This window comes from Paenibacillus provencensis (assembly GCF_042678545.1).
GTDB classification, from domain to species: Bacteria; Bacillota; Bacilli; order Paenibacillales; family Paenibacillaceae; genus Paenibacillus; species Paenibacillus provencensis.
This window is the reverse complement of sequence record NZ_JBHTKX010000007.1, coordinates 45,654-58,336: the sequence shown is the minus strand read 5'-3', so window position 1 is coordinate 58,336 and position 12,683 is coordinate 45,654. Positions and strand designations below refer to the sequence as shown.

Annotated in this window: 11 protein-coding genes and 2 riboswitches; of the genes, 6 read left to right on the top strand and 5 right to left on the bottom strand. The window is 45.8% G+C overall.

The window, feature by feature from the left end; genetic code table 11:
• Positions 1-27 precede the first annotated feature (27 nt).
• The 5 genes from glcT to ACFQ3J_RS23890 all read left to right on the top strand — a co-directional run bounded on the left by glcT (position 28) and on the right by ACFQ3J_RS23890 (position 6,259).
• The gene (gene glcT, locus ACFQ3J_RS23910) at positions 28-876 is read left to right on the top strand and encodes a glucose PTS transporter transcription antiterminator GlcT (protein ID WP_091158833.1); all 849 of its coding nucleotides are present in this window, start codon (positions 28-30) and stop codon (positions 874-876) included.
• A gap of 326 nt (positions 877-1,202) precedes the next feature.
• A complete protein-coding gene (gene ptsG, locus ACFQ3J_RS23905; protein WP_251584247.1) occupies positions 1,203-3,254 on the top strand; it encodes a glucose-specific PTS transporter subunit IIBC in 2,052 nt (683 codons plus the stop codon).
• Between the two features lie 219 nt (positions 3,255-3,473).
• Positions 3,474-3,749 (top strand): HPr family phosphocarrier protein, encoded by a 276-nt coding sequence (locus ACFQ3J_RS23900; RefSeq protein ID WP_076313442.1) that lies wholly within the window; start codon positions 3,474-3,476, stop codon positions 3,747-3,749.
• Positions 3,742-5,454, top strand: a complete 1,713-nt coding sequence (gene ptsP, locus ACFQ3J_RS23895; RefSeq protein ID WP_091158830.1) for a phosphoenolpyruvate--protein phosphotransferase — start codon at positions 3,742-3,744, stop codon at positions 5,452-5,454. The genes ACFQ3J_RS23900 and ptsP overlap by 8 nt, the downstream gene beginning before the upstream one ends.
• Before the next feature lie 274 nt (positions 5,455-5,728).
• Positions 5,729-6,259: a GNAT family N-acetyltransferase gene (locus ACFQ3J_RS23890; RefSeq protein WP_251584249.1), complete on the top strand. Its 531-nt coding sequence runs from the start codon at positions 5,729-5,731 to the stop codon at positions 6,257-6,259.
• Positions 6,260-6,398: 139 nt separating this feature from the next.
• Here ACFQ3J_RS23890 and gcvPB read toward each other — a convergent pair whose 3' ends face one another.
• The 3 genes from gcvPB to gcvT are packed head-to-tail and all read right to left on the bottom strand — an operon-like array spanning position 6,399 to position 10,416.
• A complete protein-coding gene (gene gcvPB, locus ACFQ3J_RS23885; RefSeq protein ID WP_251584326.1) occupies positions 6,399-7,883 on the bottom strand; it encodes an aminomethyl-transferring glycine dehydrogenase subunit GcvPB in 1,485 nt (494 codons plus the stop codon).
• A 47-nt stretch (positions 7,884-7,930) separates the two neighbouring features.
• Positions 7,931-9,286, bottom strand: coding sequence for an aminomethyl-transferring glycine dehydrogenase subunit GcvPA (gcvPA, locus tag ACFQ3J_RS23880; RefSeq protein ID WP_091158827.1), 1,356 nt, complete (start codon positions 9,284-9,286; stop codon positions 7,931-7,933).
• A complete protein-coding gene (gene gcvT, locus ACFQ3J_RS23875) occupies positions 9,283-10,416 on the bottom strand; it encodes a glycine cleavage system aminomethyltransferase GcvT (RefSeq protein WP_251584252.1) in 1,134 nt (377 codons plus the stop codon). The genes gcvPA and gcvT overlap by 4 nt, the downstream gene beginning before the upstream one ends.
• A 167-nt stretch (positions 10,417-10,583) precedes the next feature.
• Positions 10,584-10,707, bottom strand: a riboswitch (glycine riboswitch).
• A gap of 1 nt (position 10,708) precedes the next feature.
• Positions 10,709-10,884: riboswitch (glycine riboswitch) on the bottom strand.
• 236 nt (positions 10,885-11,120) lie between these two features.
• Here gcvT and gcvH point away from each other — a divergent pair.
• Complete coding sequence (gene gcvH / locus ACFQ3J_RS23870; RefSeq protein WP_091158823.1) at positions 11,121-11,513, top strand: glycine cleavage system protein GcvH; 393 nt, start codon at positions 11,121-11,123, stop codon at positions 11,511-11,513.
• Between the two features lie 192 nt (positions 11,514-11,705).
• Here the strand turns inward: gcvH and ACFQ3J_RS23865 are convergent, their stop codons facing one another.
• Together ACFQ3J_RS23865 and ACFQ3J_RS23860 are read right to left on the bottom strand one after the other, a co-directional pair.
• Positions 11,706-12,215: a hypothetical protein gene (locus tag ACFQ3J_RS23865; protein ID WP_251584254.1), complete on the bottom strand. Its 510-nt coding sequence runs from the start codon at positions 12,213-12,215 to the stop codon at positions 11,706-11,708.
• A 122-nt stretch (positions 12,216-12,337) separates the two neighbouring features.
• Entirely contained in the window at positions 12,338-12,562 is a 225-nt protein-coding gene (locus ACFQ3J_RS23860; RefSeq protein ID WP_251584256.1) for a cysteine-rich CWC family protein, read from the bottom strand.
• Positions 12,563-12,683 lie beyond the last annotated feature (121 nt).

Sequence of the window (12,683 nt, the reverse complement as noted above, 5' to 3'; positions counted from 1 at the left end):
AATTATGGGGCTAAAAGAGGTGCAAAAGTGAACCTGAAGGTAGCTAAAGTGTTGAATAACAATGTGATTATCGCGACCCACCCTGAACACGAAGAAGTCGTCATCATCAGCAAAGGGATTGGATTCAATCGCAAATCAGGTGATCAAATTCCTCTGCAAGCAGTAGAAAAAATGTTTATATTAACGAGACAGGAGGAGCAGGAACAATACAAGCAGCTGGTTCCTCGTGTTAGTGAAAAGTTAATAGAGACGATTAACGATATTATTTTAAATATAACAAGCAAGAGTAACGTTCCTCTCAACGAACATATCCATATTGCACTGACGGATCATATTGCCTTCGCTATGAAGCGCAAAGAACAAGGTATCGTATTGCATAATCCTTTCTTGTACGAGACAAAAGATATGTATCCAATGGAATATGAATTTGCTGAGTATGCCATCGAGCTGATAGAGAAGCGCCTCGGAGTCGATCTTGGCAAAGAAGAGATTGGATTTGTAGCCCTTCACATTTATAGCGCCATGACGAATCAGAATATTTCACAGGTCCAAGAGCACTCCAAGCTTATTGCAGACCTGGTTGCTTTGGTTGAGGAGCAGCTCGATTACCGAATTCCTCGTGATTCTCTGGATTATTCCAGGCTTGTGACCCATCTGAGATTCGCGATCGAACGGGTTCGGCGCGGTGAAGAAGTAGCTGAGATTTACAAACTGGATTCACTGCTTAATCAGGAATATCCGGAGATGTATTCGCTTGCTTGGAAGCTGACGAAGATAATGGAAAGACGGATTAATCTTCCTGTGTATTCCGCCGAGGTGAGCTACTTGACGATGCATTTACAGCGGCTTTCCCAGAAAAAGGAGCGAAACGAATAAATTTCTATTCAATATGTAGGGTATTATTTTTGTTTCTAACTATATCTTGTGGTTATTAAGATGTTTCGAAATTAAAATATTTTTTTGATTGTAAAGGCTTGCAATCTTTTTTTTCTGGTGCTATGATGTTCACCGTAGTAAATAACAGCTTAATATTATGACGTGTTACTGATTCGATCAGGCATGAGTTGATTAAAGTATGATTGGCAATGACTACTATTGGGCAATATAACCCACAGGTTGTTGCACACATGCTCTATACGCTCATGCTTTTTTTGCATTCTTCGAAATCAACTGACACATATATCCTTGAAGGAGTGAAACACATGTTCAAAAAGCTTTTCGGCGTGTTGCAGCGTGTCGGTAAAGCAGTCATGCTTCCGGTTGCGATCCTGCCGGCGGCAGGTCTCCTGCTCGGAATTGGGAACCTTCTGGTTAACCCTGACTTCCTGCAGTATGTGCCTTTTCTAGAGGCTCACTGGATCCAAGTCGTTGCTAGCGTCATGATGAACTCGGGACAAATTGTCTTTGATAACCTGTCCTTGCTGTTCGCCGTTGGCGTAGCGATTGGTCTTGCCGGTGGGGACGGCGTTGCGGGTCTAGCCGCAATTATTGGTTATTTGGTTATGAACGTAACCATGGGAACAGTCATGGGCGTAAATGCTTACTCTATAGCCCAAAGTGGAGCTGCATATGCAAACGTTCTTGGTATCCCGACTTTGCAGACAGGCGTATTCGGTGGTATCATAATCGGGGTCTTAGCTGCCTCGATGTATAATCGATTCTTTAAGATCGAACTTCCGTCCTACTTGGGATTCTTTGCAGGTAAACGCTTCGTACCGATCATCACCGCAGTGATGTCGCTCTTGATTGGTTTGGCATTGACACTAATTTGGCCGCCGATCCAAGAAGCGATGAACTTCATCTCTCGAAGCATGATTGGTGAGAATGAAACACTGGCTGCCTTTATCTTCGGTCTGATTGAGCGTTCGCTCATTCCATTTGGTTTGCATCATATCTTCTACTCACCGTTCTGGTTCGAGTTTGGAGAATATGTTAACCAAGCAGGTCAAGTCATCCGTGGTGACCAGAAGATATTTATGGCTCAGTTGCAAGATGGCGTAGCATTTACAGCGGGTACATTTACAACAGGTAAATATCCGTTCATGATGTTCGGTCTTCCGGCTGCAGCACTTGCCATCTATCACACAGCGAAGCCAGAGAACAAGAAAGTAGTCGGCTCCTTGATGGTATCCGGTGCACTGACAGCATTCCTGACAGGTATTACAGAGCCGCTTGAGTTCTCGTTCCTGTTCGTAGCGCCTATCTTGTTCGCAGTTCATGCTGTGTTTGCAGGCTTGTCCTTCATGGTGATGCATATTCTCGGTGTTAAGATCGGGATGACCTTCTCCGGTGGTTTCATTGACTTCATGCTGTTCGGGGTATTGCCAAACCGTACGCCTTGGTGGCTGGTTATTGTTGTAGGTCTTGTGTTCGCGGTGATCTACTACTTCGGTTTCCGTTTCGTTATTCAGAAATTCAATCTGAAAACACCGGGACGTGAGGACAAAGTTGTAGAGACGGGATCAATGAATATAGGATCCAAGGACGAGCTGCCGCATCAAATCCTGAAAGCTTTTGGTGGTTCAGACAACATCAAGCATTTGGATGCATGTATCACCAGACTTCGTATCGAGGTTAAAGATAAAGGCAACGTTGATAAAGGTCGTTTGAAAGACCTTGGTGCTTCTGGAGTACTGGAAGTCGGTAACAACGTACAAGCGATCTTCGGGACACGTTCGGATACGATTAAGTCGCAAATGAAAGACATCATCGAAGGGCGTACACCAGCACCAGCGCAAGCCACTGCAGAGCCTAAACCAGAAGAAGAGCAGGCACAAGGTGAAGCGGGTGAAGCGATCATCAATGAGCAGATCGTTATGCCGGTTAACGGTGAGCTTCTCGATATTACGAAAGTTCCAGACCCAGTATTTTCCGAGAAAATGACAGGTGATGGATTTGCGATTCTGCCGCATGATGGAACGATTGTGTCACCAGTGAACGGTAAAGTGTTCAACGTATTCCCTAGCAAGCATGCGGTCGGCATCATGTCCGACGGCGGCAAGGAAGTACTCGTTCACATTGGAGTCAACACCGTGAAGCTGAAAGGCCAAGGCTTTAATGTTCTGGTTGCCGAAGGAGATCTCGTCTCTGCAGGTCAACCGATCATGGAAGTTGACGTGGATTATGTTAAGGAGCATGCTCCTTCCATTATTTCACCAATTATTTTCTCTAACCTGCCGGAGGGTTCCGCTGTTACACTGAATAAATCTGGTGTACTGAAAGCTGGCGAAAAGGGAATTATAACAATCAAATAAAGACGAGATTTTTACGTTTGAATTCATAGCACCGTAGAAGAGCTCACGCAAGATCTAGTTAAAACTTAAGTTTTGGCTAAATCTTGCACCTCATTTATCAGCAGCATGAATCTGGGAAAAATCAGTCTATTGTGGTTCGATACTCCTGTGTAACAGGTAATATACGTATATGACGTAATCACAACCAAATTAAAAAATGACGAAAGTGGGATGAAAACTATGCAACAAACATTCAGAATTACTGACGAAGATGGAATCCATGCACGCCCTGCAACAGCACTTGTAAACACGGCTAACAAATTCAAAGGTGCTGAGTCTTTTGCAGAAGCGAAAGGCAAAAAAGTAACATTGAAATCCATTCTGGGTGTTCTCTCCCTTGGTCTTGAAAAAGGCGACACAATTAGCATCATCGTTGAAGGCGAAGGAGAAGCAGAAGCGATTCAAGCACTGACAGACGTTATGGTTAACGAAGGGCTGGGCGAAGTTCATGCCTAATGTTTCCGGGATTGCTGCCTCGGCGGGTATTGCCATTGCCCGGGCGTTTATCTTGGAGCATCCTGATTACTCTGTAGACAAACGCTCGATCACCGACGTTGATGCGGAGATTGCTAAACTGGAAGCGGCTTTGGAGAAATCCGAAGCCGAGCTCCAGGCAATCAAAGCACGTACTTTGCAAGAACTGGGTGAGAAAAAAGCAGAAATTTTTGAATCTCACTTGCTTATATTGAATGACCCGGAACTTATTGATCCTGTTAAGTCCAAAATTTCTGATGAAAAAGTAAATGCTGAATTTGCACTTGAAGAAACAGCAGCTACTTTCATTCAGATGTTTGAAAATATGAAAAGCGCGTATCTTCAAGAGCGTGCAGCTGACATGCGTGACGTTACCAAACGCGTGCTTGGTCACTTGCTTGGACTTCAAGTTGTGAATCCGGCAGAGATCAGCGAAGAAGTCATCGTACTTGCTGAGGATTTGACTCCGTCTGATACAGCGCAGCTGAACCGTAAATACGTGCTTGGCTTTGCTACCAATATTGGAGGTCGTACCTCTCACTCCGCAATCATGGCCAGATCTCTTGAAATTCCTGCAGTTGTGGGAACGAAGGAAGTACTGACTCAAGCGAAAAACGGTGATCTGATCATCGTGGACGGGTTGGACGGTCATGTACTGATCAATCCGGAGGCTTCCGTTGTGGAAGAGTACAGATCCAAGCAGGCTGCTTATGCAGCTCAAGTTGCAGAGTGGAGAAAGCTACGCGACGAGCCTACAGTAACCGTAGACGGCGTGCATGTTGAACTTGCTGCAAACATTGGTACTCCTAACGATGTAGCTGGTGTGCTTGAGAACGGCGGAGAGGGCGTAGGTCTCTATCGTACAGAATTCCTGTACATGGGACGCGACAAGCTGCCATCTGAGGATGTGCAGTACAATGCCTACAAAACTGTTCTTGAAAAAATGGAAGGAAAACCGGTTGTCGTTCGTACACTCGACATTGGTGGTGACAAGGAGCTTCCTTACCTCGACCTTCCAAAAGAGATGAATCCATTCCTGGGCTTCCGTGCGGTTCGCCTATGCCTGGATCGTCAAGACATTTTCCGTACACAGCTTCGTGCATTGCTTCGCGCGAGTGTGCATGGTAACCTGCGCATCATGTTCCCGATGATTGCTACGCTCGGAGAATTCCGTGAAGCAAAAGCAATTCTTCTCGAAGAGAAGGAGAAGCTTGTATCTGAAGGTCTTGAAGTATCCGACAGCATTCAGCTCGGAATCATGGTTGAAATTCCTTCAACTGCAGTGCTTGCCGATCAATTTGCCAAGGAAGTGGACTTCTTCAGTATCGGAACGAACGATCTGATCCAGTACACGATGGCAGCTGACCGGATGAATGAACGTGTATCTTATCTGTACCAGCCTTATAACCCATCTATTCTTCGTTTGATCAAGATGGTCATTGATGCAGCGGATCGCGAAGGCCGCTGGGTTGGCATGTGCGGAGAGATGGCAGGCGATGCTACCGCAATTCCGCTGCTTCTGGGTCTTGGCTTGGATGAATTCAGTATGAGCGCGACTTCAATTCTGCCTGCACGCAGCCAGCTGACCAAGCTGTCTCAAGCAGACATGAAAGAGCTTGCTGCAAAAGCACTGGATATGCAGACTGCTGAACAGGTGGTAGAGCTTGTTCAGAGCATTGAACAGTAATCTTTGTTTTTCGAAATTTCTGAAATCTCTATTTTCTAATTCTCTATCTTTTCCAACATTTTCACGGTATTCGCATCATGCGGATACCGTTTTTTTTACTATTTAGCAAATGTGCTTAATTATCTCTACCGCCGCGTCCAGAACAGCCTGTGTATATTCTCTAAATTGGTTTAAATCGATCTATACCTGGTGATCACTCAGTCTCTAAATTAGAATGAAATGGAGCACTTACAGAATTTGAGAAATACATAGAGAACATGATAAAGGAGATTCCATGTACAAAGATAAGGAAATTGCAGTTCGACCGATAGAAAGGGCAGATTTACCGCGTTTATGGGAGCTGATCTATACAGAGGAGAATCCAGAGTGGAAACAGTGGGATGCACCCTATCTTCCACATTATACGAAGAGTTGGGAAGAGTTTGCTGAAATGCAGGATGGCTGGATTGCAAGCGATCACCGCTGGGTCATTATTGTACACGAAGAAATATGCGGAATGGTTTCTTACTATTATGAGGATGAACAGAAGAACTGGCTGGAAATGGGGATTGTGCTGCATCAGCCAAGCAGCTGGAACCAATCCATTGGAACAAGAGCTTTAGGCTTATGGATCGATCATCTGTTTAATCATTTGCCTCTTGTTAGAGTGGGACTGACCACCTGGTCAGGGAACACTCGAATGATTCGGGTCGCAGAGAAGCTGGGCATGCAGATTGAAGCAAGAATCCGAAAGGTGAGATACTATAACGGCAAGTACTATGATTCCATTAGACTCGGAATGCTTCGTGAAGAATGGGAGATATGAGGAAGAGACAAGAGCAGGATATGATAAATGATGCACTTGGATCTGAAAACAATTAACAAACCTCCAATATAGGATTGGAGGTTTGTTTGGTCTATTTCTGTTCTATTTTAGATCAAGGCGAGACTGCCTGCGTATGAAATTAACTGCATGCACAGTTTAGGACAGGCTTACGTGCAGCTGTCGTTTCATCCAAACGAGTAACAGGTGTCCCGTAAGGAGCATTAAGGACGAGCTCTGGATTCTCTTCGGCTTCCTTAGCAATGCGGATCATCGTGTCGATGAAGCCGTCGAGCGTTTCTTTGCTTTCGGTTTCTGTCGGTTCGATCATGATGCATTCTTCCACGTTCAGCGGGAAGTAGATGGTTGGCGGATGATAGCCGAAATCAAGCAGGCGCTTCGCTACATCAAGTGTACGTACACCATACTGCTTCAAGCCTTTGCCGGACATCACGAATTCATGCTTGCAGACGCCTGGATAAGGAATTTCATAATAAGGCTCCAGTCGTTTCATCATGTAGTTGGCATTAAGCACAGCATACTCGGATACCCGGCGCAGTCCAACCGGACCATAAGTACGGATATAGGCATACGCACGAACAAGAATTCCGAAGTTACCATAGTAAGCTTTAACACGGCCAATGGATTGTCCTTCTTCACGATCCAGATAGAATGTACCCTCTTCTGTACGTTTCACGTGTGGTTTTGGAAGGAACGGCACGAGCAGCTTCTTCACACCGACAGGACCAGCGCCTGGGCCGCCGCCGCCATGAGGAGTACTCATCGTTTTATGCAGATTCAAGTGAACCACGTCGAAGCCCATATCACCTGGACGGGCAATTCCCATAATTGCGTTGGAGTTAGCTCCATCGTAATACAGAAGACCGCCGGCATCATGCACGATCTTGGCAATCTCAACAATTTGTTTCTCAAACAGGCCGAGTGTATTCGGGTTCGTCAGCATAAGCGCGGCTGTATCGCTACCTACCACTGCACGCAGCTCATCCAGATCGACCAGTCCCTCTGCAGTTGAAGGAATAGTCACGGTCTCGAAGCCTGCAACTGTCGCACTGGCAGGGTTCGTACCATGGGAAGAGTCAGGCACGATGACCTTGGTGCGAACTTCGCCGCGGCTCTCATGATAAGCACGAATCATCATCAGTCCTGTCCATTCACCGTGTGCACCGGCTGCCGGCTGAAGTGTCACTTCGTCCATTCCAGTAAGACCTGCGAGGTCGGATTGCAGCTGATACAGCAGCTCAAGGGCGCCTTGTACACTTTCTTCCGGCTGATAAGGATGAATCTTCGCAAACCCGGTATAACGAGCAACATCCTCGTTAATCTTCGGATTATATTTCATCGTGCAAGAGCCTAGTGGATAGAAGCCGTTATCTACACCAAAATTGCGGCGGGACAAGCTTGTATAGTGGCGAACGACATCGACTTCATATACTTCTGGCAGTGCAGCTGCCTCCTTACGCAAAAACCCAGAAGGGATAAGCTCATTCTGACGTACCTGAGGCACATCAAGCTCGGGCAAGGAGTATGCGACGCGACCTGGTTTGCTTAGTTCAAATATCAGCTTCTGCTCAGGAGCTTCTGATCCTGCCGTTCTTCCAAAATCCAGTGCAGCTGTCTCGTTCTGAACCTGTGGTTTCTCTGCTTCAATCTTACTCACAGCAATCCCTCCAATACCGCTTTGAATTCATCGATCTCTTCTTTGCTCCGGCGTTCTGTAACGGCGATCAGCATATGACCACTTAGTTCCGGGTATTCACGTCCCAAATCATATCCGCCGATAAATCCTGCAGCGAGCAGCTTGCTCTGCACATCTTCCATACTCGAATTGTCGGGAAGCTTAATAACAAATTCGTTAAACGTCGGTGAAGTAAAAGGAGTGCTTACTCCTTCAATAGAAGTTATTGTCTGCTTGGCATAATGACTCTTCTGCAAATTAAGCTCCGACACATCCAGCATGCCTTGTTTGCCGAGCAGAGACATATAGACCGACGCACTTAGCGCAAGCAGAGCCTGGTTGGAACAAATATTGGAGGTCGCTTTTTCACGGCGGATATGCTGTTCACGAGCCTGAAGTGTGAGTACAAAGCCTCTTCTGCCATAACGATCCGTCGTTTGACCAACGATCCGTCCAGGAATTCTGCGCATATGGGCCTGTGATACAGCAAAATATCCACAGGTAGGACCGCCATAGGAGCCTGCAATTCCAAGCGGCTGAGCATCACCAACCACAATATCCGCACCAAGCTTGCCCGGAGCTTCCAGAAGTCCGAGTGAAATTGGATTCGCACTGACGATAAGGAGTCCTTTGTTTGGATGGATCAGGTCAGCTGCAGCCTGGATGTCTTCTACACTACCGAAGAAATTCGGACTTTGAATCATCACTGCAGCCGTATCTTCACTGATTGCAGCTGCGAGTGCTTCCATATCTGTAACACCATTTGTATAACCAATCTCAACGACCTCAAGATTCAGACCATGTGCGTAACTGGCGAGTACCTGGCGGGATTCTGGATGCACCGTACTCGATACAACCAGCTTTTTACGACGTGTCGCACTTGCAGCCAGATTACCTGCTTCTGCAAAGGCCGTTGCTCCATCATACATACTGGCATTGGCGACAGCCATTCCGGTCAGCTCGCAGATATAGGATTGGAATTCAAAAATCGCCTGCAGCTCGCCTTGGCTGATCTCTGGCTGATAGGGCGTATAAGCAGTATAGAATTCGGAGCGGGAAATGACATGGTTAATAACAGAAGGTACATGGTGGTCATAGATACCTGCACCTAGAAAGCTTGCGTGTGTATCTGCGTTCACATTACGTCCGGCAAGGCGGGACATATGACGAGTAAGTGCGTATTCGTCCAGCTTGGATGAAACAGGGAGTTCGCCTTTAAAGCGGATCTCTTCAGGAATGTCGGAGAAGAGATCCTCCATCGTTTCCGCTCCGATTGCTGCCAGCATTTCCGCCTGATCTTGTTCCGTCATCGGTAGATAACGATTTGCCATTATGAATTCGCTCCTTTTGCCGCTTGGGCTGTAGGTTTTGGTCTTCTATAGAATGGGGTTTTGATCACTTCTGCCTTGAGGCGTTTCCCCCGGATTTCGACTTCAACAGTGGTGCCTGGTTCTGTATACTGAATATCCAGCAGTGCAAGGCCCAGATTGCGTTTGAGTGTAGGCGACTGGGTACCAGTCGTTACCTCACCGATTTGCTCTCCCTCTGCATAGACCGGATAATGAGAACGCGGAATGCCTCGATCCGTAATCTCGATACCGACGAGTTTGCGGGTCAGGCCTTCCTCTTTTTGCTTCACCAGTGCATCCCGACCGATAAAGTCACCAGCAGCCAGCTTCACGAACATGCCAAGCCCGGCTTCAAGCGGTGTAATCGTAGAAGAAAGCTCCTGTCCATATAACGGGAGTTTAGCTTCAAATCGAAGTGTATCTCTCGCGCCAAGCCCGATGGGAAGCAGACCTTCATCTTCACCTGCGGCCATAAGCGCAAGCCATACTTTCTGTGCGTCATCGGCACTGACATAGATTTCGAATCCATCCTCACCAGTGTATCCTGTACGCGATAGAATAACGGTGCTGCCGCTCACTTCCGCACCGTCCACAAAACGGAAAGAGCCAAGCTCAGCAAGATTCACATCGGTCACTTGGGATAGAATAGCTTCTGCCTTCGGACCCTGTAATGCAAGCAAAGCAGTTGCTTCCGATTCATTCACCAATTGAACGTTCTCAGGCAGATGGTCCTGCAGCCAAGTCCAGTCCTTCTCGATATTGGATGCATTCACAACGAGCATGAACAAATGGTCGCTGCGCTTGTAGACAAGCAAATCGTCCACTACACCACCAGTTGGATAGCACATGAGTGTGTATTGTGCCTGACCGATTTCAAGCAGGGATACGTCATTTGTCAGCATTCCTTGTAAAAAGTCTGCTGCATTCTCGCCTTCTACCCGAAATTCACCCATATGGGATACATCGAATAGTCCAGCCTGCTGTCTCACAGCCTCATGTTCTTTCTGGATTCCGCTGAAGGAAACCGGGAGCTCCCAGCCTCCAAAATCGATACAGCGTACATTTGGATATTGTTCATAAAGAGGGAAAAGCGGTGTTCTCAATAATTGGGACATAATTTTCACCTCGTAAAAAGCCGGCTTTCGGCTGTAATTTAGAAGAAGAATAAGTAGAGTTTTCAGAATAAACACTTGAAAAGGGAAAAAGGAAAAAGGGCTATTGGAAAATGGAAAAAGGACAGGCCAAAGAAAAATACACGCTAATAAAGCATGTGTTCTTCTTAGGCTCTGTCCTTGGTACCTGAGAGTTACCCCGCATGATGCTCACGAGTTTCCCCTTGGGTGATCCTTTATTAACATCGTTCGCTTATCGTAAGCAGCGAACGGTTATGGATGCTCTCCAGAGTCGCGTCCGGTAAAAGTCCTTTTTGCCTGAGAGATTCACCCTTTGCTTATCAATGGGCTTACTCCTTCGGCGTTACCATGCGGAAATGTCCCTGCTTACAAGCTGATAATGAACATCATACAACAGCTGTCAGAAGCTCAGAACGATGATCCTGCGGTAATCTCTCCCTTTACGTTCAACCGCTTAATGGGCTAGAATGTTCGGAAATAGCGAACTCTTCCGTTCAATCTAACGCTTATACTACATTAATACGTGATTAAATCCGAAAAGTCAAGGAGTATGTTAAATAAACATATTTTTTGTTAGCATTCTTGACATTGTGATGAGGATTGTTTTACGCTATGGGTGGAAAAAGGGCAGGAACCAGAGAAGAAACACAATTCTAACTTTTGAAAAAAGCGAGGCTGACGAGAACATGAGCGAAGTGATTAACGGTTTGTTGTATAGTAAAGAGCATGAATGGGTTCAAACGTTAGACGGAGATACGGTACGTATCGGGATTACTGAATTTGCTCAGCATCAGCTGGGAGATATTGTGTTTGTGGAGCTGCCTGAAGTTGGAACGGAAATTAACAGTGACGATAGCATTGGTACCATTGAATCGGTTAAGACCGTATCTGATTTGTTTGCGCCAGTAAGCGGAACAATCGTCAGTGTTAATGACAAGCTTCAAGACGAGCCGGAGCTTGTAAATGCTGCACCATATGGTGACGGCTGGATGATTGAAGTGAAAATAAATGGAGATTCCAAAGCTGCTCTTACTAAACTGCTGGATGCAGATGCGTATCGCGCGCATACTGAAGAGTAAGAATATATTTATTTTAATTATCTATAATATATAACGCGTTTGTTTAAATTGTATGAGCTGATTTTCCTGTCTTAAAGGGGAGATCAGCTTTTTTGTATTATTTCGGCTTATAACACTTAGGTATAACTGAACTGAACATGGATTATATCTGTTATGGTAAAAAATGTTTCTCGTGGAACGAAACTCATGGGGTTAATTAATTTTATAAAATCCATCTTGATCCTTTGAAATATGAATCGAAACCGGCTTAATTGCCGAATTCTGATGTTGAGACTGACTTGTTACCGTTATGCTGGTTTCACTTACTGGTGTAGCTGCAAGAGGGGACCAATAAATGGTGTTTCCTTCTTTCAACTCAAGTGATGCTCCCGATGATCTCACCTGCTTGCCAGCCGAACCTTCCTTAACCAGTAATTCACCAGAGGAAGTTGCTATAATTAGTGGGAAATTATTATGATCTTCACTTATTTCGATTGGGAATCCGGGAACGCTGCTCATCACCACAGAATATTTATCTAGCGGGAATGCGACTTGAAGGGAGCTGTGACCATCGTACTCTGATGATATGTTTGAAGGTGGAGATATAGCAGAAGGTACATTGGGCCACAGAATGAACGCGAAGGCAAGAAGGATGGAAGAGACGGTAAGAGTAAATACTTTTGACTTGAATGATGATTGTGTCCTCATGACATGGGTCTTCATAATGATAACCTCCCGGAAAGATTAGTATATATTTTATATAACGTTCACTTGCCGCTAAAGTTTTGAATATACAATCATTCGCATATGAAATTGATTGATAAGGTGAAAAATATCCAGGCAGCTTAGACTTCGTCCGTTCCCCTGGCATGAAACTCGGTCACACATGCTTCACACACACATGCCTTGCGTCTCTGCTCGTCCGGAATACGTGACAGCAGCTCCTTGGGCACAGACTGGCTCATGCACCAGCATTCAGTGTGAGGTTTCCCGGCTGCATTGGCACATCCATTAGGCTTGTGGCATAAGGGGCAAATGTGCGGATTGATGTCAATCGTTAAGGAGGGCATCTTTTTCACCTGCTTATTATTAGTCTGTTGGCTGTACAAAATCGACCAGTATCAAGAAAATGAGCATCCGTGCAATCACGATACCGTATTCAAATTTAAGCTTAAGTCTATCATATGGGTA

Coding starts and splice junctions, on each gene's coding strand:
- ACFQ3J_RS23890 (WP_251584249.1), top strand. CDS start 5,729: ATGTACAAAGATAAGGAAATTGCAGTTCGACCGATAGAAAGGGCAGAT.
- gcvT (WP_251584252.1), bottom strand. CDS start 10,416: ATGTCCCAATTATTGAGAACACCGCTTTTCCCTCTTTATGAACAATAT.
- gcvH (WP_091158823.1), top strand. CDS start 11,121: ATGAGCGAAGTGATTAACGGTTTGTTGTATAGTAAAGAGCATGAATGG.
- ACFQ3J_RS23900 (WP_076313442.1), top strand. CDS start 3,474: ATGCAACAAACATTCAGAATTACTGACGAAGATGGAATCCATGCACGC.
- ACFQ3J_RS23860 (WP_251584256.1), bottom strand. CDS start 12,562: ATGCCCTCCTTAACGATTGACATCAATCCGCACATTTGCCCCTTATGC.
- ptsG (WP_251584247.1), top strand. CDS start 1,203: ATGTTCAAAAAGCTTTTCGGCGTGTTGCAGCGTGTCGGTAAAGCAGTC.
- ACFQ3J_RS23865 (WP_251584254.1), bottom strand. CDS start 12,215: ATGAAGACCCATGTCATGAGGACACAATCATCATTCAAGTCAAAAGTA.
- ptsP (WP_091158830.1), top strand. CDS start 3,742: ATGCCTAATGTTTCCGGGATTGCTGCCTCGGCGGGTATTGCCATTGCC.